The following is a 21,544-nucleotide window of genomic DNA, read 5'->3' as shown; positions in this document are numbered from 1 at the left end:
ATAACAGTATTCATAAAAGAAAGGTGAATGCCCATGGTAAAAAATTTTATTTTTACAGCCTTGTTGTTAAATATGATTGCTACCTATTTATCTTTTAATGTAATGAAGAAAAGTCGTAGTAAACAATCCTTCTTTTTCACAACAATTGGATTCGTTCTTCTTATCATGATGGTAGGATTAACGATTGATCTATTTTTCAACCCTACCCCAATACTCTTACATGCCCCCTTTTTAATATGGATGCTATTCATACTCAGCATACTACTCGAGATTTATTCGGTATTCAAAAGAATTATACCTGGCCAGCTTCTCGCAGCTTCATTGCTTTTATTTTTAGTCATCCCTACAATACTTAGTATGGGAATTTTCTTTCTCATCCTGGCAATTATCGAATTAGTCATTGCTTTTATTCTTTTTCAAAAGACGCGTGATTTAGGGATATCATAAGTTGTTCATTTCATCTTCCGATTAATTAAGGTATGATTATGAGGGGGTGTAAAAATGAATACGGGGCAATATTTAAAAAGGATTAACGCACTTCTTGAAAAACCGTCTTTTAACAGTTTGGCTACTCTACAAAAACTGCATTTGCAGAACGTACCGTTCGAAAATTTAGATGTCATCCGAAACGTGCCCATCTACTTAAACTTCGAAACAATTTATAAGAAAATTGTTGAAGAGAATCGCGGTGGTTATTGCTATGAATTAAATGGTCTCTTTCATTCTTTATTAACAGATCTTGGGTATACAGCTCATTTAATTAGCGCGACAGTATTAAGACCAAATGGTGAATGGGCAAAAGCAGACACCCATGCTGCAATCCTAGTCTATTTAGATAAGCCTTATCTAGTCGATGTCGGATTCGGTGCTACAACACCTCGAAGACCCATTCCATTACACGGTATGACGAAAACGGATGTTGGAGAAACTTACAAGATCGTGCAACAGACTGAAACTACGTTTGATTTAATTCGTGAAGCTGACGGTGTTAACCGAACATTGTATCGATTTAGCAACGTAAAAAAAGAGTTGGTTGATTTTCATGAAGGCTGCGTATTTAACCAAGTTTCAAAAGACTCAACATTTACCCACACTGACATTGTTGCAATAGCTACTGAGACAGGCCGAATTACCCTTCAAGATCACACTTTGACCAAAGTCGTAAATGGTGTAACAGAGAAGACGGAGCTTTCTCCCGAAGAAAAAGAATTTACATTAAAAAACATTTTTTCACTTAGTTTGAAAAAAGTGTAAATGTGGTACAAAATAAAGAGAAGTAAAATGGAGGTGAGCGCTAGATGAACTTTTTACTCTATGCAAGTGCTGCAATTGCTGCGCTAGCGTTAGTCATTATTGCAATCTTTGTCATCATTACTTATAAAAGCGCTAAAAAAACAATGGATGATGTCAAACAAACAGTAAGTAGAGTGGAAACTAAAGTAACCTATGTTACTGAAAAAGCAAACGGATTACTCGAAAAAACGAATCATATTGCTGAAGATGCTGAGCAAAAACTACAAGCATTCGAACAACTTTCCAAAAGTGCTAAAGATTTAGAACAGACGACTCGTCACTTAGATGCGTCTTTCCAGGACATTGCACAAAAAGTTGCAAATCCTCCTGAAAAAGAGCGAAAAATTATGGAACAAGCAAGTGTTGTGACCGAGACCATTGCTCGTATCTATTACGGATTTAAAAAAGAAAATACAAAGAGACAATCATCAAATGGAAAGTCAGACAATAATCACAAAAAATTACCCGAACCGCAAAAGAAATTAGAGTATCACGAATAGATACTGATAATTAATCAAGTAAATTATTGGAGGTGTACATATGGATTGGCTCGGAATTGGTGTTCTTATTATAGGTATTGCACTGCTTATACTTGTACTTATACTCATTAAACCTCTTATGAAATTAGCGACAGTTTTAGAAAGCGCACGACAAACGACAGACCGTCTTCCTAAAATGTTAGACGACGGAGCCACTCAAGCACATGATACATTCAAACAAGTAAATACAACGTTAGAAAATGTGAATCAACAAATGAATACGATGCATCCATTTTTTCAAGTCATTGGAGATGCCAGTGAAGCTGCTAGACAGGTCTCCTTACAATGGTTGAATAAAACTGCCGCATTAAAAGAAAATACGACGGAAGAACAATCCGTTTCAAGTCGAAAAAAATATGAAGGACTTTACGGTGTCCTCTCTTTTGTTTTCTATCTCTCACAAAAAAGTGATGCCCTAAAAAACTTTAGCAAACAATTAAAACATTGAAGCTTCGAACCATTATTTATACAAAAAAGAAGGAGAGAGTTTTTATAAACTCCCCCCTTCTTTTTTTGTTTTATTGTAGACTGTTTTCATCTTCTCTTTCTATCTTTTCAACCGTCGTATGAGCGATTCTTTTATGACTGGTACTTTTTCCAACCATCATTTTGCTTCGATTCTTTACGCTTACGGAATAAATAGAAGCCAAGTGCTGTAGAACCGTAAAGGCCACCGAGTTTTGTCTTTTGTTCGGTTGGATCAGCCGTGTCTAATTTACTTTTTGTTGATTTCGATACATCAACCAACTTGGAAGATAAACGACGTGTCGACTCTCCTACATCTCCAACGACATGAAAAAGCGGCGTTAATGTACCTAACTTTTCATTGACATCTGATAATGTATTATTACTATTGCTTAATAATTTCCCTGTTTCATCAAACATATTGTCTAATTGTTTCGGGAGTTGTTCAACGGTCTTATCTACACCGCCTAAAATAGAAGCGATATTATTTAAAATTCGCGCGAAGAAAATGGCTAGTATTAAAATAGCAATTCCGATTAACAATACACCAATCCCTGTTAAGTCCATAGTATCCCTCTTTTCATTTCTGTTGCTTTGTCTGAAGCCCAACCTTTTTTCCACGATGCCAAGCTTTAAATAATACGGATGCGTATTCTCCCCATTGGATGGATCGTATAAAAGGTTTCGTTCCGAGCAGTTCTCTGTCTTGTCCATAACTTTTTGTTCTGTTTTTAAACTCTTCACTCATGAGTGAAGTAGCTTTGCCCACCTCTTGTACTGAAGTGAAAATGCCTGTTGTAGCTTGTAACTTTTCTCCCACGTCAGTAGCTGTTCGTTCAATGCCTAAAATAAGTTGTTCGGCTTCCAAAACTGTATGATCTAATTGGCGTTCCACTTCATCGATTGTTTGTCCAATTGACTTTATAAGACCTGCAACACGAAGAAGTAATCTGGCAATATAAATACAAACAAGTGCAAAACCGATTGTCACGATAAACGTCGCAATTGAAATAAACGGCATTTAATCATCCCTCCTCCTCTCTATCATATACCACATTCTTAAACTTTAATAAACATTTCCATTACAAATTATGTATTTTTGTCTTTTGGCGACTCACCATTATAAAACATATCACATAAACTTTCAGTAAGTATTAAATAGCCCTAAAAATTTTATCTTTCGGCTACAATTTTCTGCTAAAATAACAATAAGCTTGAATTACAGTTGAAACGAGGAAAATTCATGTTTCTTTTGCTTTTTGTAATTCTTATATTAAGTTATTTAATCGGTTGTTTGCACGGCTCTATCGTTGCCCAGAAGCTTTCTGGTGTAAATTTAAAGGATACAGGTGTAAAAAATGCAGGTGCTTCGAATGCCACGATTGTCTTAGGAAAAAAATACGGGGCACTCGTCGCGGCCATTGATATCGGAAAAGGTGCATTAACGATTATCTTGCTGCGTTACACATTAAACTGGAACACAATTTCTCCAGAGATTCTCGTCACTTTTATATTTAGTGCAGGAGCAGCGGTTATTTTAGGGCATGTATTTCCATTCTACATGAAATTCAATGGAGGCAAAGGGACTGCTACCATTATTGGTGTACTGCTCGCACTTCATTGGGGGCTAGGCTTGATTGCACTCGCCATATTTATTATCGCTACGCTGGTGACTGACTTTATTGTTTTCGGCGTCTTCACCCTCTACCTTTCGCTCATTGTAATTGCAATTTGGAAGTTTTCAAGCTTATGGACGGTGCTTATTTCTGTCATTCTACTTATCATTGCGTTATACAAACATATGGAAAATTTCAAGCGAATGAAAGTTGGTGAAGAAAAACGAGTTTCTGCTGTTTTTCGTAAATCCAAATAAGACCGAGTACATTCACTCGGTCTTTTTATGATAGGACACGCTCATAGGCTGAAAAAGTTTGAGTGCTTCCCATTCAAATTTAATGCTCTCAACTCCATGAAAATGATTTGGTATCCGAATAGCCCCCCCAACATCTAATCTTAATCCCGCTGTCGCAGTAAGGAGGCATAAAAGTTCTGTTTAAATAATAGTCATAATCATAAACACCCGAATTGATTGTCGCAAACGAATCGTGATGATTTTTATGCACACCCTACTGCAACGGCTCACTTTTAGGGAGGTTATCTATCGATTATTAGCCTGACCAGATTTAGAAATGTAAGGGAGATTAAATTAGAATTGGTGGTACGAAATGTTCAACCGTATTAATTGTTACCAAGCATGATGAGATTGTTTCATGGAAAGAAAAGGACTTTTCATGTACAGGCGTTCCCAACTTTGTATTTCAAATTCAACCGTCACTCGACTAAATGAACCTTATCCTTTACAATTATATTGATCAGAATATTCCTACATTATATCTACCATCATTAAATGTTTGTTTTCTCAATTATAGTATTCATATTTTCAATTACTTTCCGACCTCTGATAGTGTTTATGACTAACTATTTTATCGAATCCCCTCACATCATTGATTCTTCACAATTGCATGCAATAATTAATTCAATTCAATAAATTCTATATTTTACACAGCTGCACAACATGTACTTTCATAATGCGGATTCTAGTTATATTATTTTCTTTTAGTATTACACTTAGTAGAATTTTGTACTTGCTAGTTTCATAACTTTTTATTCATTTTAATTAACAATTTATTTTTGTAGTAAAGCATTTCACTAGAATCGTACCCCCATTATTTGTTATTATTATCATGTAATTAACATTATTATTTAGGAGTGATTATTAATGACGAACAAAAACAACAAAAGAAGATTTACTACAGCGGCAGGCGCACCTGTTGTCGACAACCACAATTCAATGACCGCTGGTCCAAGAGGGCCGATGCTTCTCCAAGATGTATGGTTCTTAGAAAAAATGGCTCACTTTGACCGTGAAGTCATTCCAGAGCGTCGTATGCACGCAAAAGGGTCAGGTGCTTACGGAACATTTACAGTCACAAATGACATTACTCAATATACACGCGCGAAAATCTTCTCGGAAGTTGGGAAGAAAACTGAGATGTTTGCTCGCTTTTCAACAGTTGCTGGTGAACGTGGAGCAGCAGATGCAGAGAGAGATATTCGTGGCTTTGCATTAAGATTTTATACAGAGGAAGGTAACTGGGACGTTGTTGGAAATAATACACCGGTATTCTTCTTCAGAGATCCACTTCACTTCCCTGACTTAAATCACGCAGTAAAACGATGCCCGCGTACGAATATGCGAAGCGCAAACAATAACTGGGATTTCTGGACTTCACTTCCTGAAGCACTTCATCAAATAACAATCGTCATGAGCGAACGTGGGATTCCAAAATCCTATAGAACAATGCACGGTTTTGGAAGTCATACATTCAGCATGATTAATGCAGACAATGAGCGCGTTTGGGTGAAATTCCACTTCCGTACTCAACAAGGAATTGAAAATTTAACAAATAAAGAAGCTGCTGAAATAGTAGGTGTAGACCGCGAGAGCCATCAGCGCGACCTTTATGAATCGATTGAAGAAGGTAATTTCCCGAAATGGAAATTATATATTCAAGTGATGACAGAGGAAGAAGCTTTAAAAATGCCTTATAACCCATTTGACTTAACAAAAGTTTGGTATAAAAAAGATTTCCCACTCATTGAAGTTGGTGAATTCGAACTGAACAGAAATCCTGATAACTACTTTGCAGAAGTTGAACAAGCAGCATTCACACCTGCAAACGTTGTTCCTGGTATTAGCTTCTCTCCAGATAGAATGCTACAAGGCCGTCTATTTTCATATGGAGATGCACAACGTTACCGTTTAGGTGTAAACCACCATCAGATTCCAGTTAACCAACCACGTTGCCCTGTTCATAGTTTCCACCGTGACGGTGCAATGAGAGTTGATGGAAACTTAGGAAGCACACTTCATTACGAGCCAAACACTTATGGTGAGTGGGATGCACAGCCTGACTACAAAGAACCCCCACTAGATATTTACGGTGCGGCTGATCGTTGGGACTTTGCCGAAGATGATGACAACTATTTTGAACAACCAGGTAAATTGTTCAATTTAATGAATGACGAACAAAAAGAAGCATTATTCTTAAATACTGCAGCTGATATAGCACCTGCTGATAAACATATTAAACTTCGTCATATTGCCCACTGCTATAAAGCAGACCCTGCATACGGTCAAGGCGTTGCAGAAGCCCTCCAAATTCCTTGGAGCGAAGTAGAAGCAGCAGGTGGATTAGAATAATTCAAACAAAAAGCAGCATTTCAGCTGCTTTTTGTTCCCCTTTTTTCTTATCTATTATTCCCCTTCTCTTTGATTCAATTAAAAAAACGTCTCTTCCAATTGAAAGAAACGTTTCCTAGTAATTTATGCAAAAATAGGTAATGTCACAATGATCATTAAAATAAATAAAATCGCCAAGTAGTTCACTGAATAGAGAAATAATGCTCTCGCCCACTTTGTATCACTATTTGTAAAAAATCCACCGATGCTTAGTAAAATCCAAACGACATTTAAAATCGTCGCAATCACTACAAAAATAGTCCCAAGAGAGGTTAAAAAGAATGGCAATGGTAATAAACAAGTTACGTAAATAATAATTTGGCGCTTCGTAAAATCAAAACCGCGTACTACCGGTAGCATCGCAACACCAGCTGCTTTATATTCATCATGCCTTCTCATGGCAATTGCGAATGTATGCGGCATTTGCCAAATAAATAAAAGTAAAGCTAGAACGATAGGTACATAATGATAACTCGGTGCTAACGCAGCCCACCCAATAAGCGGCGTGACGGCTCCAGAAATACTACCCATCACTGTATTTAACGTATACTTCCTTTTCATCCACATCGTATACATGACGACATATGTAAACCAACCAATAAACGCATAAATAACCGCTTCCATTGTAGTAAAATATAATACAACGAACCCAATAATTGAAAACACGATGCCCATTGTTAATACTGTTTTCAATGAAAAGTTGCCGGTGACAGTTGGTCGTTTTTTTGTCCGTTCCATTTCACGATCCAAGTCTACTTCATACCAGTTGTTTAAAACTAGCGCACCCGCCATTACAAACGTACTTCCTATCATTGTTAATAAAAACAAACTCCTTTGGTCTGAAAAAGATGAGTTTGTAAAATAAATGGCTAGCCAAAACCCTGTAATAACAGGCAGTACATTTGCGATTAATACAATCCCTTTTAATAATGATTTCAAGTCCATAAATAGGCTAGATAGATTCCTCTCACTAGAAAAAGAAGTATGTTCAACTTTCTCTTGAGAAACTATCGCATTTTTAGTCATATATCATTCTCCTCAAAAAATGCCTACTCTTTCAATAAACTATTATGGCATACTTAACTTTATTTTACTAGTTCTTTACGAGTAAGACAAAGAAATGCGACAAATAACATAAAGACGTAACAATTCGACTGTTTTATTGGAAGAAAACAGTCGAATTTTGTTGACATTTTCAAGAGATTTTATTGAAATCGTGACTGTTTAACGTATGCATTATTTTCAGATATAGATTGCAACTATAGGTCATCTGCTAGGTAATGGATTGGACTTTGATAATGTCATCTACTTTTAATCGTTCGATACTAAATGGATCTTGCAAAATAATTTGCCTTGATTCAATATTAAGTTCAATAATTTTCCCTTGATAAGAAGTGACAACGCCTTCCTTCCAAGTTTGAATGTGTACAATACTTTTGGATGCTTCCGCCAGTTGAATTTCGTCTTGGAGCAATTCAAGTTCCCACTCTTCATACGCTGGTCTTTCAACGTAATGATCTTCGGCTAACCAACCTCTTAACAATTCAACATGCTCAGGCAACATCATCGCCGTCCACTTTTTTGTACCACGATCACGAATCTTATCCACTAAATCACCAGGCTTTCGTAGCGGAAAATTGGAGCAAGTGCCAGCACATTATCAATTTTAAAAGTTCGTCTGCATTTTCGTAAATGACAATACGCTTGAAAAGTATCTTTGTTTACATGAAGAACCTGAACCTTCCTTTTACTAACGACACCATCTCTTGCCTGATAAATCATTTCGATTATTGACGCATTTTGCATTGACTGTACCAATTTAAACCGCACACTCGTTCCCTCCTATATTTTCATTATAAGGAATGTACGTTCTCTTTTCAAGCGTTTATTGATAAAAATTTTCGACATTCTATCTTTTAACATAATAAAAAACTGCGGAATTTTGCTCCACAGTCTTTCTCGCATTCGTCTATTATAATCGTCTTCTCCTCCATTACATACGCGATGCATATGCAATAGGTTTGAAAGTGATCCGGCAAAAGATAATCCATTGTTTAGAAACATAACTCCCTTATTTATACGCAAGAAAAAACTCGGCGATGGATGCCGAGTTTTAATCTTTTTATTTTCCAATCATTTCATTTACTTTATCTTGGTTATTATCAATCCACTCACGTGCAACTTCTTCTGGATCTCCGCCATCTTCTATTGCAACAATCATTTCTTCCACATCATCAATAGAAATACTCCAGTTGCTCAAGAATTCATAGGCTTCCGGTGCCTCCTCTTTCAATCCAGCGTTCGTCATAACATGGATTTCAGGGTTACTGAAGTAGCCTTTTGAATCATCGATTACTTTAATATCAAGTTTGTTGAACATTGTATGTGGACGCCAGCCGTAAAACACAACAGGTTTTTCCTGTTCAATTAAACGAATTGCTTGTGCAAGCATACCACCTTCAGATGAATTTACTTGTTCCATATCTAAGCCATATCCTTCAATTAGCTCATCAATGATTTTTGCGGCATTACCACCTGGCTCAACACCAAAAATCTTATTTTCAAATAAATCCTCTTTACCGACTAAATCCTCAATCTTATTAATGTCTTCCATATATGTTGGGACAATTAATCCCGAACGAGCGTCAGAATAACTAATCGCTGTATCTTCAACTTTTCCTTCATACTTATCCAAATGGATCTGGTGCGTTGGGAACCATGAATCCATATAAACGTTTAAGTCTCCACGTGATAAGCCAATATAAATACTACTTACATCAGCATTCGTTTCCTCAACTTTGTAGCCCATATCTTCTAAAACTAACTTAGCAATTTTTGTAGGTGGAACTGTGCTCGTCCATGGAGTTACACCAAACTTAATTGTTTGATCTTTCTTGTCAGTTGATGCACCTTCATTTCCTTCATCTATTGTATCGCCTGAACAAGCAGCCAGTACTACCAAAACAAGTACAGCCATCATTCCCATTAAAAATCTTTTCACAGTCATCTCTCCTATAATATTTTATTTTTGACCCAATTTCTGGGTTATTCTATCTAGTAAAATAGCGAGGACAACAATTGCTAATCCACCTGTCAATCCTAGGCCAACGTTGACCGTTGAAATCCCTGTTAGGACTGTCGTTCCAAGTCCTGGCGCACCAATCATAGAAGCAACAACCGCCATCGATAACGCTAGCATAATCGATTGGTTAACACCTGCCATGATTGTTGGCATCGCTAATGGAACTTGAACTTTAAACAATAACTGTTTTGAAGTCGTCCCGAAAGCTTTCGAAGCTTCAATGACATCATTCGGAACTTGTCTAATCCCTAATGCTGTCATACGAACTGCAGGAGGTGCTGCGAAAATAAATGTCGCAATTACTGCGGGTACATTTCCTAATCCGAATAGTAAAATCGCAGGAATTAAGTAAACAAAACTAGGTAATGTTTGCATGAAATCTAAAATTGGACGAACGATACTGTCCATCGTTCGATTTAATGCAGTAAGAATCCCGACTGGAACCCCTATAATTATCGAAATGAATGTTGATACAATAACGATTGAAAATGTTTGCATTGCTTCAACCCAAAGATCGACTGATCCTATGAATATCGTACCAATTAATGTAAATAAAGCCATTCCCTTACCTGCAAATTTCCAAGATAAAAACAGCAGGATTAATACGATAATTTCTGCCGGAACCACTGTTAATAAATACGTGACACCGTCAACAAGCGCACTCAGTAGCGAGCTGATTTTATCAAAAAAGCCACTCATGTTTGGCAGGAGCCAATCATTAACAAAGCGGTTTGTCCATTCTTCTAACGGAAAGTGAAAATAATTCATTCTACTGTCACCTCATCCTCATTTTTCTCTTTTCCAAGGACGAGTCCTGAAAGTATCGCTGTACGAGAGATACTCCCTAACAGCTTTCCGCTTTCAACGACCGCTATCGGATATTTAGTTTCGACTGCAACGTCAATCAGTTCACTCAATGGAGTATTTGAAGGGACAATACGTACCGAGTCTTTAACAATTAAATGATCAATGGGCATGTCCTCTTTACTTGCTTTTAAAGCAGTATCAATTGTAATTAAACCTTGATAATTACGCTCATCATCAGCAACAAAAATGCTTGCTCTGCCTAATTTCTCCATCTTATGTAAAACTGTCTCTATATTGTCATTCGGATTTGCAATTTTATGAGGGAATTCCATGATGTGGGATGCTTTCAAAACTTTGGAGCGGTCTACATCTTGTACGAACTTGGAAACATATTCATCTGCTGGATTTTCTAAAATCTCTTCTGATGTTCCAATTTGAACGATTTCTCCCTCTTTCATAATCGCAATTCGGTCACCAAGCCTTAATGCCTCATCTAAATCATGTGTAATAAAAAGAATCGTTTTTCCTAGTCTACTTTGGAGATTAATTAATTCGTCTTGCATTTCCTTACGAATAATTGGGTCAAGTGCACTGAACGCTTCGTCCATTAACAATATATCTGGATCATTCGTAAGCGCTCTCGCAATGCCAACTCTTTGTTGCATTCCACCGCTTAACTCTCTCGGAAAACTATTTTCATAGCCTTTCAAACCGACATCTTCGATTACTTTCAGCGCTCTAGCTTCTCGTTCAGCTTTATCAACATTTTGAATTTCCAATCCATATGCTACGTTGCTTAAGACAGAACGATGTGGCAACAAGCCAAAGTTTTGAAACACCATTCCAAGTTTTGTTCTTCTCGTTTCAATAAGTGATTTTTCATCCATATTCGTTAAGTTTTCGCCATCAATAATGACTTCACCACTTGTCGGTTCAATTAAACGATTCACAAGTCGAATTAATGTTGATTTTCCACTTCCGGATAGTCCCATAATCACGAAAACTTCGCCGGATTTCACTGTAAAGGAAGCTTTGTTAACGCCTACTGTCATCCCTGTCTTCTCTAAAATATCATCTTTAGAGTCGCCATTATTCAGCAACGTTAACGCTTTTTCAGGTTGAGCACCAAATATTTTTGTCAAGTTTTTAATTTCAATCTTTTCCATAAATCTTCTCCTTTTCAAATAATATCAAAAAATTGTGTAGGACATTATATACACAATTTATTTTAATCGATATATAGATTTTACTTCGTGACAGACAGCTTAAGAGTAACCCTTCTCCGTTTGCAATCGATTACAATCCCCATAAATTAAGAAAGGACTAATCTATTATACCTTGTAATCACTTTGTTATCAAATTTATCCGAAATTACGTGATATTATCGTGAGATTTTAGTAGGTAATCTCAAATAAATTTCTTACCAAAGATATCACTTGCTAAGGACCTAATCGACAGTTGCTAAAGAGAAACGCTACATTGGACATTGGGCTATTTAGAGTCGGAACTTTTTACAAGCAATTAGTTTACTCGCGATCACATTACCCGCGGTAACATGGGGTAAGTAACGGGATTTCCTAACATACTATTTCACCACTATTGAAATATAAATAATATTAAGATTATATTACCCCCTATAATTCGTCAAGCTCTTTTATTAAAATGTAAGGGATAATTCATTACTAAGGCTTATAATTCAATCTTCTTTCACAAAGAAATTTTCATTACTTTTCCATTATTTAAGCATGACTGTTTTCCCTCAATACTTTTCGTGGTATAGTATTGGGTGGTAGAAAGGAGATTTTAAAGATGATTGAGCTTATAGATGTTGAGAAATCATTCGGGGACATTAAAGCTGTCCGTCCTTTATCGTTAACAATTCTTAAAGGAGAAATTCATGGCATTGTTGGAACAAGTGGTGCTGGGAAATCTACATTAATTCGAATGATGAATCTTTTAGAGAGACCCGATAAAGGGACAGTACGTGTAGGTGACCAAAACTTAACTTCACTCACGGTTCATGAATTACGTAAAGCGAGACAGCGTATCGGGATGATTTTCCAACAATTTCAATTAGTCCTCAATCGTACTGTTGCTGAAAATGTAGAAATGCCACTTGAACTAGTTGGCGTCAAAAAAACCGAAAGAAAGAAACGCGTAAAGGAATGTCTGCAATTTGTAGGCATTGCTGATAAACACGATGCTTATCCCGCTGAATTAAGCGGAGGTCAAAAACAAAGAGTTGCCATTGCGCGTGCATTAGCGAATCACCCTGCTGTTCTCTTATGTGACGAACCAACTTCATCACTCGATCCGGAAACGACGCTAGAAGTACTTCAAGTACTACACCATATTAATCAAACATTAGGTGTCACGATTGTTATCGTTACGCATGGAATGGATGTCATAAAAAGCATTTGTGAACGAGTCTCCATTATGAAAAATGGACAACTCATTGACAGTTTTGCGATTCAACCCGAAGGCATTATACAAAAAGAGGACCAATACATAGAAGATTTAAGAAAATTAGCGGTGGTGAAGAAATAATGGAGAAAATCATCGCTTACCAACCAGAAATTTGGCTTGCGATTTGGCAAACGTTTATTATGGTCGGCATTTCAATTCTTGCCGCCATACTCATCGGTTTGCCGCTCGGAACGTACTTGTATTTAAGTAGGAAAGGAAATTTATATGAGAATAAATTGCTATTTTCAATTTTAGATACCTTTGTCAATATTGTACGTTCATTTCCATTTTTACTGCTTGTCGTCTTTTTAATCCCTTTTACACGATTAGTTGTTGGAACAGCAATTGGTACGACTGCTGCGACGGTTCCACTGTCCATTATTGCTATTGCTTATTATGCAAGACTGGTTGAACAATCTCTACTAGACGTACCTAAAGGGATCATCGAAGCCGCAATTTCAATGGGTGCTACGAAAACGCAAATTATCTTCAAATTTCTATACCGAGAAGCACGTTCAGGCCTCATTTTCGGTCTAACGACTGCTACAATAAGTTTTGTCTCTTATTCTACAGTAATGGGGATAGTAGGTGGAGGAGGCGTTGGAGATTTCGCCATTCGATACGGTTACCAACGATTTGAGACGGAATTAATGACTTTTACCATTATCATGATGGTTATTCTTGTTCAAATCATTCAAGTTACAGGCACGACAGTCTCTAAAAAACTAGATAAACGTTCTTAAAAAGGAGCTATTAAAATGAAAAGATTACTCACAATATTATTTGCCACAATGTTGTTTCTTGCAGCATGTAACTCAGCAAAAGAGACAAACGAAACTACGGACGGGGCTGCATCAGATGACGTTGTCAAGATTAAAGTTGCTTCCCTGATTCCGCCAATGACGGATATGTTAGAAGCGGTTAAACCTGCACTAAAAGAAGACGGTGTCGATATGGAAATTGTGATTTTAGGAGATAACGTACAGCCAAACCAAGCACTAAAAGATAAAGAAGTCGATGCAAACTTTTTCCAGCATCCACCATATATGGAGCAGTTTAATGAAGCCCATAATGCAAACCTTGTCGTTGTACAACCTGTTTATCATGCCATGCTAGGCGCTTATTCGAATAAATACAATCATGTTGATGAATTACCTGAAGGCGCCGAAGTTGCAGTGCCAAACGATTCTTCTAACTTGGCGCGTGCTTTATTATTGCTTGAAAAAGGCGGTCTTATCACGCTAAAAGAGGATGTTGGATTAACAGCAACGCAAAAAGACATTGTAGATAATCCAAAAAACCTTAAAATTACAGAAGTTGACCTACTTATGCTTGCCCGTACAATTGACGATGTTGACTTAGTCACTATGCTTCCTGCTTACGCAGAGCCACTTGGATTAACACCTAAAAATGATTCATTAATTGATGAAGGTGAATCAGACTTCCCAATCGTAGTCGTCGCACGTGAAGACAATGCGAATGACGAAGCAATCCAAAAACTTGCGAAACATATGGCAGGACCTGAAATTGCTAAATTTATCGAGGAAAACTTTTCAGACACTTATATGACTGCATCTGAATGATGATAAAAGGAGCTATAACCATATTGGTTTTAGCTCCTTTATTTATTACAGCTTAAGAACAACAGGTAACTACCTTAAACATGTCGGACTCCTTAATCCAAACCTGTCCGTCCCGTACTTCATACTTTAATTTTGCATCATTTAAACGTTGAATTTGATTTTCCGTTACATCTGTCCAATAAATAAATTCCGATTGTGACTGACACCCCATTAATATCATCAATAAAAGAATCATAACTGCTTTCTTCATCCGCTAAACGCCGTCCTTGACTATTGTCATTTATTTCGGTTACTGAATCCAACCTCAGGCCAGTTGATGCTCTTCTTTTATCTTTTCCAATAAAGCTTGACAACCTTCTTTCACTAGCTCGTAAGTTTCATCAAAATCTCCTGTGTAATATGGATCAGGCACATCTTTATGATGGTCTGTTAAATCGAGGAAGCGGAAGATTTTGGGATGCTCTGGCTCATCCAACATCGACCGGATATTTCTAATATTACTCTCATCCATTCCCACAATATAATCGAATTTCTCTAAGTCCTCTACAGCAAGTTGACGCCCTACCATTCCTTCTGCAGGAATATTTAATTCTTCAAGTTTCGCTAATGTCCCTTCATGGGGACGTTTCCCAATATGCCAATTACTTGTGCCAGCAGAATCTACGGTGATTTTATCTTCTAAGTTTTCTTCTTTAATTTGCTGTCGAAAAACCGCTTCTGCCATGGGTGAACGACAAATATTTCCAAGACAGACAAATAAAACTTGAATCATGAACTATCTCCCTTTCTTTTATTGAAGTGTATAGTTAGTGTATCATATTAAGCTATCTCTCCAACCTCTGGCAGCAAATGACACGCTTTCGCTTCTTTCTACATAATGTGTAAGTAGAAGATAAGAGGAGTGATAAAATGATTAGTTTACAACCTATTACGATTGCAGACCACACATTTCTAAGCATCTCTGTGGAATTACCAAAAACGAACCTGCTTATGATTACGAATGAAATCGGCTATATTATGTGTGGCGCACTTGACGTCGCTTTATTAAATGAAAAATTAAAAGATCGGAAAGTAATTGCTGGTCGGGCTGTCGGTGTGAAAACGATTGAAGAGTTGCTAGAAGCACCACTAGAATCTGTCACGTATGAAGCCGAGAACCTTGGCATTACAAAAGGAACCATTGGTCGGGATGCATTGCTTGCTATGATTTAAGTAGAATGTATTACAATTTACTCTATAAGCATTTGTTCAGAAAAAATAAATAAGCGAACCATTCTTATTTGAAGGAATGGTTCGCTTATGTTTTGTTTTACCTCTATTATTATCCTGGTTGAATCCTCTTGTTTAATTGTAAATATTTGAAAAAGCAACAACTGCAATAACCAACAAAATAACACCACTTAATAACGTACCGAATTGTCCAAGCGTAAATGCACCAATACGTATGTCAGCTACTTTGCTACCTATTTTCACACCAATCCAAACACTAAAAAAACTTCCGATAGCAGCTGTGATCGATATGGCTAAAGGAGACAACCCGATAAGCCCTGCACCAATCCCATTCGTCAATGCGTTGGCAGATAACGCAACCCCAAGAACAATCGATTCTATCCAGCCAATACTTTTGCCCCCACTATCCCCAACAACTTCAGGGTTTTTTAAAATCCCTTTAAGCCCTGTTTCTTGTTCATTCACTTCGGGCTGTTCATGATGCTTAGGCTTCGCTAAAAGAATGATACGAATCCCAATGATAAATAACAAAACAGCACCCAAAATGACTGGTAGCATACCTGGGATAATTGTGAAAATCCAAATGCCAAGGTAAATGCCCCCCATGCTAAACAAAAAACAAATTGTAGCAATTAACAGATTTTGTTTTGCACTAATTTGTACTTTCTGAATCCCATATGACATACCGACACCTAAATTATCAATACTAGACGAAATTGCAAAAGCTAAAATCGCTATCCAAATCACCACAGCATAACACCTCTTATTTTTTTATTATATTGCGAGAAGTGGTAATCGGTGATTGGTATCTAAAACAATATGATGAACTTTTTTTAATTTATAGTGCCTATTGCTAATCGAATGAAAGTAGTATGATAGATCAACTTGGTAACGAATAAAAAATCGCCATTCTTTTGCGAATAGCGATTTTTTCATTAAATATATTATCCCAATAGATGATTTACAGGTTGCTAGAAAATGATTTCGGATGTCTGATCAAATCTTCCCTTTATATTTTTCACGCCATTCTTGTCGGTCGTGTGCATTAATTTGCCCTTCGAGTGTTTCATCCCACTCGGCCAATAATGTATTCCAGATACGTGCGTAAAAAATGTCTTTCTCCTGATTGTAAAGTTGAAATTCTAGACAAGGTAAAAAATCAATCGCGAGCGGTGCAACCGAATTAATTTCAGCAATCACTGTTTGGACATGTGGCGTTTCTTCTACAGGAAGAAATCCTTGTAGTGACTTATGAATGATACTTATTTCAAGAATATCAACATCCCAATCCGAATAATGATCATATAAACGATACTCATCGAATTGTTCATGATTAGGATCTTCAAGCTCCCCCTGCAAAACCATTCCATGACACGGACTATATAAAAGTTTTTCTGTACAATTTTCCGGTTGCTCGACGAAGGTCTCTGTTTTTAACTGTTCAACTCCTTTATTTGTCAACGTAAAAATTTGTTCACGCTTTTCAATCAGACCCGCCCGTAGCATTTTATTTACGATGTTTTGAATGAAAAGCGGCTCTACTAAAAGAACATCACTTAACTGATTGATATCTTTAAAATCAGACTCCCGAAAAGCGATCAGCAACATTTTCATTAAAACATCCATTTTCGTCTGGCGCACTGTCTCAAAATCAACTTTCAATGGGTGAATCGGCAAATTCCAGTATTGAGAATGTAGAATTTTCACTTGAAGGTCTTGCTGGAGCTCTCTCGTTAAGCGATTTTTCAATTCGTTCATCTAATCAGTTCACCTCTGTCTGTAATTGCTTATACCCTTCTTGTTCCTGTACATGATTGAGTAACCGCTCAAACATCTTTCGCGTATGCAAATTCTTCGGACGTTTTGTAAACATATCTGCACTTCCGACAATCATCAGTAATTCCCTGGCACGTGATAAGGCAACATTTAAGCGTCGGTAATCTTTCGCGAAACCGATATCTCCACCTGGATGATCATGATTTCGAACGAAACTTAAAATAATGACATCCATTTCCATCCCTTGAAATTTGTCAACGGAACCGGTTCTGCAATGTAGATGAGGTAAATTTAATTCATGATGAATTAAAAGATCAATTCTTTTCACTTGTTCACCATAAAAACTAATTACACCGACATTTTTCTTCGCACCCGATTTTATTCTACCCGCTTGAATTGCTTCATTAGTTGCTTCATTTAAATCGGTTAATAACGTACGAATCATGGATAGTTCCGCTTCATTAAAGCGACTTGTCCCACCTTTTACACGGTCTTCAAAAAACGGTTTTTCATTCGGAACATCAAACCATAAGAGATGTTTGTTACGATTATAATGACGCGATTCTAGTAAATGATCCCTATCCACATCTGAGTTTTCTAGGCCGCATTGTAAGGCATAGTCGCCTTCTTTGTAAAATGGCGTGATTGTGTCCATTATTTTTTCGTGCATTCGATATTGAATGCCAAGCATCGTTTTATTTTGCTTTGGCAATGTTCTAAACAACCGCTCAAATAATGATTCTTTTAATAATTGTTCAAGCTCTTTCTTTTCCTTAGCATCCGTACTTTCCTCAAGAAATTCTTCAAGCGTTTCTTGCCCCATTAGTGGCGGTAATTGGTGATGGTCGCCTACTAAAATAATTTTCTTCCCTTTCAGCATCGGTAATAGTAATTCAGGAGGTGTAGCTTTCGACACTTCGTCAATAATGACTACGTCAAAAGTTGGATAATCTTCCATAAAATCTCGTCTTGCCGAGGCAACACAAGTTGTTCCAATGACGTTCGCATGTTGAATATAAAGTTTTTTAATTTCGTCTAAGTCATAGTCCGTTGCATTTTCTAACATCGAAAGCCATTGTTGTTGCAAAGCTTCTTTCATGGGCAGCTGTTCTTGTTCGACTTTTATTGCTTCGATTTTCTCTTTACAGTCTTCCAGATTTTTCAAAATCAATTCTTGTTCTTTTTCTGGCTCGGATTGCAAAACATCTTGTAGTGCAGTTCGACTGCTCTCATTTTGAATCAACTTTTCCTTGATTTGCTCGATTCCTTGTTGCTTTTCCTCTTGCATATCCGTATTTTTAACAATAGCTTCGGTCAGTTCAATAACCGTCTTTTGGTTGTTTTCAAATTCTGATTGATACGCATGATAGGCTTGTCGCTTTTGTTTGTATGCCGATGAGCGCTCTTTTAGCTGTTCGAGTGACTCAATTAATTCTGCAATAGAATGCTTCGTGATCAAATTTTGTTTTGGTAAAGCTTCATACTGTTCTTTTAACTCAGCTTGCTTCGCTAGCAATTCAGTTGATTTTTCAGCAATCATTTCCAAACGTTTCATTACTTCATTCGTTGAACGATTAACCGCTTCGATTGTTTCTTTTTTTATCATTTTAAAAAGTTGTTTCGATTGTTCAATCATTGTTTTTTGTTGTTCAATATACGCATACTGCATGCGAGCGTGTTGTTTTTGTTGTTTTAAAAATGTATAGGCAGAAGCTAATTTCTCTAAAGCATCATATTTTTCAGCGGAGTAGTTTCTCGTTACTAGAAGCTGTTTCATTTGCGGTGCAACTAAGAAACGTCCCATTCGATCTAAAAATGCATGAACTTCTTCTGGTGAACGATTTTGTCCTTGAAATGTTCTTTGACCGGCTTGCGTTAAAAAGCCTTGTTCCCGCAAGATATTTTCTAGCATAGGAATGGCTTTATCCAAACGTTGTTCAAGTGAATTCCAGACATCATATGTATTTCTTGATAAACTTTCTTTTATTTTCAAAATCAGATGCTGTAATTCTGTTATTTTTGTATGCGTCACAGATGGCACATCGATTCGAAACTTTAACAAGCATTTTTGAAAGTCATCCAATTTTAAGATAAACATTGACTCTTCTAGAAATTGTTCAAATTGCTGTAACCGTTCATCATTTGAAGATTTCTCTTCTTGTAATAAAACCAATTCTTGCTCTAGCTGAAATTGTTGCTCATGCATTGTCCTATAGTCAATTTTTTGTTGAACTTCAATGATTTCATTTTCAACAATTTCCATTATCGCTTTTTCTTCTGCATGCATTTCATGCAACTGAATTTGTTCTTCTAGTCGTTCAACCTTTTCTTGTAACTGCTGGCGATTTTTTTCTAGATGTTGCTGTTCTTCCACCAACTTTTCTAGTTCTTCGTTCAAACTAATTTCTACTTTGTTTAATTGTTCCAACGTTGATAAGAGCGCTTCATGTTCAACTTGCACTTGTTCTTTTTCGATAATTTTCGCTTCAATAAATTTATTCGCGTCTTTGTAGGTCGCCAACTGTTGTTCATAATTTAAACAATCCTGTTTCAGTTGTTCCGATTTCTCTTTGTGCTGCTGCAATTCTCGTTTTAATGCTTGCATCGTTTGTTCTTTCCAATGCAGTGCAACGTTTTCCTCAATAAACTTCTTGCCTTCTTCTTCAATGCTTTCCGTACGGCCGTAACGTAAAATTCGAATATCTTGGTCATCTAACAGTCTTCCAAGCGCATTATCTACAGCTAAATTTGCCTGTGAAGCAACGAGTGTCCGCAGTCCTGCTTTCGCATTTTGGTAACAAATTTCGGAAATAACTGTCGTTTTCCCCGTTCCAGGTGGGCCTTGGATGACATATAAATCATTTGCTGTCATCGCACCCGTCACAGCTTCACGCTGAAACTTATTTAGTCGATTATGAAACACTAGATCTTTCTTTTCTTTTGAAATCCTAACAACAGGTCGTTCTTCAAAAAGAACTTTTTCTAAATTGGCATTCGCAGCTAATCCGTCTTGTAAATCTTTAAATCCTTTTCGGAGACGGCGCACTTGACTTAATTCGGCAAAATTACTGAATTTGACTTCTCGAAATGAATGAATATTCAAATCCTGTCGCCTTGCCCTATTTTTATAGGTAGGCGTTAATTCAATCTCAACCATTTTTTTCGAAGGCTTCACTTGTATAACATTGCCAACATCTCCGGAAAGCCCAGTTATATTCGCACTAAATCCATTCAACGCCCGCAAAGCTTTTCCTTGAAGTCCAGGGCAAGTAATTTGTATTTTGCTAAAATCTTCACTAAATCGCGGGGCAGTAAATGTCGTATTTACATCTTCTACGTCCGCATTCAACTCTTGAATTCGTAAATACCCTTCCCAACTCGCGATTCTTTTCTTCACATACTCCGAACGTTCATCTGCTATCGGCAATTCGCGCAGTGCCGTATAAAGTTCTATGGGGATTTGAGCAGCCATTCGACGATTCAAAACAAACTTTAAATTTGCTTTGAATCGTCTATTAGTTGCAACAGGCTCCCTTTTACCACGAACATGGAAACCCGTCGCTAAAAAGCCTTCATTTTTAATGACGCAATCCATCACCGCAACTCGATTGTTTAAATGATTCGCTATATTTTCATTTTGATTTGGATCAAAGAAAATAGAAAAGGATATATTCCCCTGACGATTTTCCGGTCTCTTTTCGATAAATACATGAAAACTTTGTTGTGATGCAAATAAATCTTGTTCACTATTAAACCATTTCAACATTCCATTACGCGCATTCGCCGTAATATCGAGGGCACATTGCATCGTATCACGGATATTCGTATTCGTTTTTACTTGCATATATGCCTTCCTTTCATTCGCTTTAATTGCTTATATAAATAGTAAAAAGAGCAGCAGATTGCTGCCCTTAAGCTCATATTTTTTTAGACTTACACAGTATACCATACCTAAAGATTTGTGGGAACATGCGGAAGGTGTATTACTCGAAACCCATTA

The 21,544-nt window shown here is 37.0% G+C and carries 22 protein-coding genes; 10 read left to right on the top strand and 12 right to left on the bottom strand.

What is annotated here, in order from left to right:
* Positions 1–33: 33 nt before the first annotated feature.
* The 4 genes from AB1H92_RS06445 to AB1H92_RS06430 are packed head-to-tail and all read left to right on the top strand — an operon-like array spanning position 34 to position 2,280.
* Entirely contained in the window at positions 34–447 is a 414-nt protein-coding gene (locus tag AB1H92_RS06445) for a hypothetical protein (RefSeq protein ID WP_115361359.1), read from the top strand.
* 54 nt (positions 448–501) lie between these two features.
* Entirely contained in the window at positions 502–1,254 is a 753-nt protein-coding gene (locus tag AB1H92_RS06440; RefSeq protein ID WP_115361361.1) for an arylamine N-acetyltransferase, read from the top strand.
* Positions 1,255–1,298: 44 nt separating this feature from the next.
* Positions 1,299–1,793 carry a DUF948 domain-containing protein gene (locus AB1H92_RS06435; RefSeq protein WP_115361363.1) on the top strand — a complete coding sequence of 165 codons (495 nt, stop codon included), beginning with the start codon at positions 1,299–1,301 and terminating at the stop codon, positions 1,791–1,793.
* A 40-nt stretch (positions 1,794–1,833) separates the two neighbouring features.
* Complete coding sequence (locus tag AB1H92_RS06430; RefSeq protein WP_115361365.1) at positions 1,834–2,280, top strand: DUF948 domain-containing protein; 447 nt, start codon at positions 1,834–1,836, stop codon at positions 2,278–2,280.
* Positions 2,281–2,411: 131 nt separating this feature from the next.
* On the opposite strand, the gene AB1H92_RS06425 is transcribed toward AB1H92_RS06430, so the two are convergent.
* Positions 2,412–2,864, bottom strand: coding sequence for a DUF948 domain-containing protein (locus AB1H92_RS06425; protein ID WP_115361367.1), 453 nt, complete (start codon positions 2,862–2,864; stop codon positions 2,412–2,414).
* A 13-nt stretch (positions 2,865–2,877) separates the two neighbouring features.
* Positions 2,878–3,318, bottom strand: coding sequence for a DUF948 domain-containing protein (locus AB1H92_RS06420; RefSeq protein WP_115361369.1), 441 nt, complete (start codon positions 3,316–3,318; stop codon positions 2,878–2,880).
* Positions 3,319–3,540: 222 nt separating this feature from the next.
* On the opposite strand from AB1H92_RS06420, the gene AB1H92_RS06415 reads away from it, so the two are divergent.
* Together AB1H92_RS06415 and AB1H92_RS06410 are read left to right on the top strand one after the other, a co-directional pair.
* Entirely contained in the window at positions 3,541–4,170 is a 630-nt protein-coding gene (locus AB1H92_RS06415) for a glycerol-3-phosphate acyltransferase (RefSeq protein WP_115361371.1), read from the top strand.
* Between the two features lie 906 nt (positions 4,171–5,076).
* Positions 5,077–6,561: a catalase gene (locus AB1H92_RS06410; protein WP_115361373.1), complete on the top strand. Its 1,485-nt coding sequence runs from the start codon at positions 5,077–5,079 to the stop codon at positions 6,559–6,561.
* 123 nt (positions 6,562–6,684) lie between these two features.
* Here AB1H92_RS06410 and cyoE read toward each other — a convergent pair whose 3' ends face one another.
* The 5 genes from cyoE to AB1H92_RS06385 all read right to left on the bottom strand — a co-directional run bounded on the left by cyoE (position 6,685) and on the right by AB1H92_RS06385 (position 11,655).
* On the bottom strand, positions 6,685–7,626 hold the full coding sequence (cyoE, locus tag AB1H92_RS06405; protein ID WP_115361375.1) for a heme o synthase: 942 nt from the start codon (positions 7,624–7,626) through the stop codon (positions 6,685–6,687).
* 247 nt (positions 7,627–7,873) lie between these two features.
* A complete protein-coding gene (locus AB1H92_RS06400; protein WP_115361377.1) occupies positions 7,874–8,209 on the bottom strand; it encodes a YolD-like family protein in 336 nt (111 codons plus the stop codon).
* A gap of 513 nt (positions 8,210–8,722) precedes the next feature.
* Complete coding sequence (locus tag AB1H92_RS06395; RefSeq protein WP_341785911.1) at positions 8,723–9,607, bottom strand: glycine betaine ABC transporter substrate-binding protein; 885 nt, start codon at positions 9,605–9,607, stop codon at positions 8,723–8,725.
* A gap of 15 nt (positions 9,608–9,622) precedes the next feature.
* Positions 9,623–10,450, bottom strand: a complete 828-nt coding sequence (locus AB1H92_RS06390) for a proline/glycine betaine ABC transporter permease (protein WP_115361381.1) — start codon at positions 10,448–10,450, stop codon at positions 9,623–9,625.
* Positions 10,447–11,655 carry a glycine betaine/L-proline ABC transporter ATP-binding protein gene (locus AB1H92_RS06385; RefSeq protein WP_115361382.1) on the bottom strand — a complete coding sequence of 403 codons (1,209 nt, stop codon included), beginning with the start codon at positions 11,653–11,655 and terminating at the stop codon, positions 10,447–10,449. Before AB1H92_RS06385 ends, AB1H92_RS06390 begins: the two co-directional genes overlap by 4 nt.
* A 643-nt stretch (positions 11,656–12,298) precedes the next feature.
* Here AB1H92_RS06385 and AB1H92_RS06380 point away from each other — a divergent pair.
* From AB1H92_RS06380 to AB1H92_RS06370, 3 genes are read left to right on the top strand one after another with little or no spacing between them, the layout of a single operon-like run.
* On the top strand, positions 12,299–13,036 hold the full coding sequence (locus AB1H92_RS06380) for a methionine ABC transporter ATP-binding protein (protein WP_115361384.1): 738 nt from the start codon (positions 12,299–12,301) through the stop codon (positions 13,034–13,036).
* Positions 13,036–13,698 carry a methionine ABC transporter permease gene (locus AB1H92_RS06375; RefSeq protein ID WP_172481045.1) on the top strand — a complete coding sequence of 221 codons (663 nt, stop codon included), beginning with the start codon at positions 13,036–13,038 and terminating at the stop codon, positions 13,696–13,698. The genes AB1H92_RS06380 and AB1H92_RS06375 overlap by 1 nt, the downstream gene beginning before the upstream one ends.
* 15 nt (positions 13,699–13,713) lie before the next feature.
* The gene (locus AB1H92_RS06370) at positions 13,714–14,538 is read left to right on the top strand and encodes a MetQ/NlpA family ABC transporter substrate-binding protein (protein ID WP_115361388.1); all 825 of its coding nucleotides are present in this window, start codon (positions 13,714–13,716) and stop codon (positions 14,536–14,538) included.
* Between the two features lie 52 nt (positions 14,539–14,590).
* Here the strand turns inward: AB1H92_RS06370 and AB1H92_RS06365 are convergent, their stop codons facing one another.
* Together AB1H92_RS06365 and AB1H92_RS06360 are read right to left on the bottom strand one after the other, a co-directional pair.
* Positions 14,591–14,788, bottom strand: coding sequence for a hypothetical protein (locus AB1H92_RS06365; protein ID WP_115361390.1), 198 nt, complete (start codon positions 14,786–14,788; stop codon positions 14,591–14,593).
* 54 nt (positions 14,789–14,842) lie between these two features.
* Entirely contained in the window at positions 14,843–15,310 is a 468-nt protein-coding gene (locus tag AB1H92_RS06360) for a low molecular weight protein-tyrosine-phosphatase (RefSeq protein WP_115361392.1), read from the bottom strand.
* A 137-nt stretch (positions 15,311–15,447) separates the two neighbouring features.
* On the opposite strand from AB1H92_RS06360, the gene AB1H92_RS06355 reads away from it, so the two are divergent.
* Positions 15,448–15,750 carry a YunC family protein gene (locus AB1H92_RS06355; protein WP_115361394.1) on the top strand — a complete coding sequence of 101 codons (303 nt, stop codon included), beginning with the start codon at positions 15,448–15,450 and terminating at the stop codon, positions 15,748–15,750.
* 132 nt (positions 15,751–15,882) lie between these two features.
* On the opposite strand, the gene ytaF is transcribed toward AB1H92_RS06355, so the two are convergent.
* From ytaF to AB1H92_RS06340, 3 genes are all read right to left on the bottom strand, one after another.
* Positions 15,883–16,515, bottom strand: coding sequence for a sporulation membrane protein YtaF (gene ytaF / locus AB1H92_RS06350; RefSeq protein ID WP_115364091.1), 633 nt, complete (start codon positions 16,513–16,515; stop codon positions 15,883–15,885).
* 249 nt (positions 16,516–16,764) lie between these two features.
* Positions 16,765–17,526 (bottom strand): hypothetical protein, encoded by a 762-nt coding sequence (locus AB1H92_RS06345; protein WP_115361396.1) that lies wholly within the window; start codon positions 17,524–17,526, stop codon positions 16,765–16,767.
* A 4-nt stretch (positions 17,527–17,530) separates the two neighbouring features.
* Positions 17,531–21,388: an ATP-binding protein gene (locus AB1H92_RS06340; protein ID WP_115361398.1), complete on the bottom strand. Its 3,858-nt coding sequence runs from the start codon at positions 21,386–21,388 to the stop codon at positions 17,531–17,533.
* Between the last annotated feature and the right edge of the window lie 156 nt (positions 21,389–21,544).

The sequence above is a fragment of the Sporosarcina pasteurii genome, assembly GCF_041295575.1.
Classification (GTDB): domain Bacteria; phylum Bacillota; class Bacilli; order Bacillales_A; family Planococcaceae; genus Sporosarcina; species Sporosarcina pasteurii.
Note: the sequence above shows the minus strand (reverse complement) of the source record. Positions and strands in the feature narration are given on the sequence as shown.

Coding starts and splice junctions, on each gene's coding strand:
- AB1H92_RS06365 (WP_115361390.1), bottom strand. CDS start 14,788: ATGAAGAAAGCAGTTATGATTCTTTTATTGATGATATTAATGGGGTGT.
- AB1H92_RS06425 (WP_115361367.1), bottom strand. CDS start 2,864: ATGGACTTAACAGGGATTGGTGTATTGTTAATCGGAATTGCTATTTTA.
- AB1H92_RS06445 (WP_115361359.1), top strand. CDS start 34: ATGGTAAAAAATTTTATTTTTACAGCCTTGTTGTTAAATATGATTGCT.
- AB1H92_RS06380 (WP_115361384.1), top strand. CDS start 12,299: ATGATTGAGCTTATAGATGTTGAGAAATCATTCGGGGACATTAAAGCT.
- AB1H92_RS06360 (WP_115361392.1), bottom strand. CDS start 15,310: ATGATTCAAGTTTTATTTGTCTGTCTTGGAAATATTTGTCGTTCACCC.
- AB1H92_RS06390 (WP_115361381.1), bottom strand. CDS start 10,450: ATGAATTATTTTCACTTTCCGTTAGAAGAATGGACAAACCGCTTTGTT.
- AB1H92_RS06340 (WP_115361398.1), bottom strand. CDS start 21,388: ATGCAAGTAAAAACGAATACGAATATCCGTGATACGATGCAATGTGCC.
- AB1H92_RS06410 (WP_115361373.1), top strand. CDS start 5,077: ATGACGAACAAAAACAACAAAAGAAGATTTACTACAGCGGCAGGCGCA.
- AB1H92_RS06370 (WP_115361388.1), top strand. CDS start 13,714: ATGAAAAGATTACTCACAATATTATTTGCCACAATGTTGTTTCTTGCA.
- AB1H92_RS06435 (WP_115361363.1), top strand. CDS start 1,299: ATGAACTTTTTACTCTATGCAAGTGCTGCAATTGCTGCGCTAGCGTTA.
- AB1H92_RS06345 (WP_115361396.1), bottom strand. CDS start 17,526: ATGAACGAATTGAAAAATCGCTTAACGAGAGAGCTCCAGCAAGACCTT.
- AB1H92_RS06355 (WP_115361394.1), top strand. CDS start 15,448: ATGATTAGTTTACAACCTATTACGATTGCAGACCACACATTTCTAAGC.
- cyoE (WP_115361375.1), bottom strand. CDS start 7,626: ATGACTAAAAATGCGATAGTTTCTCAAGAGAAAGTTGAACATACTTCT.
- AB1H92_RS06415 (WP_115361371.1), top strand. CDS start 3,541: ATGTTTCTTTTGCTTTTTGTAATTCTTATATTAAGTTATTTAATCGGT.
- AB1H92_RS06375 (WP_172481045.1), top strand. CDS start 13,036: ATGGAGAAAATCATCGCTTACCAACCAGAAATTTGGCTTGCGATTTGG.
- AB1H92_RS06430 (WP_115361365.1), top strand. CDS start 1,834: ATGGATTGGCTCGGAATTGGTGTTCTTATTATAGGTATTGCACTGCTT.
- AB1H92_RS06440 (WP_115361361.1), top strand. CDS start 502: ATGAATACGGGGCAATATTTAAAAAGGATTAACGCACTTCTTGAAAAA.
- AB1H92_RS06395 (WP_341785911.1), bottom strand. CDS start 9,607: ATGACTGTGAAAAGATTTTTAATGGGAATGATGGCTGTACTTGTTTTG.
- AB1H92_RS06420 (WP_115361369.1), bottom strand. CDS start 3,318: ATGCCGTTTATTTCAATTGCGACGTTTATCGTGACAATCGGTTTTGCA.
- AB1H92_RS06385 (WP_115361382.1), bottom strand. CDS start 11,655: ATGGAAAAGATTGAAATTAAAAACTTGACAAAAATATTTGGTGCTCAA.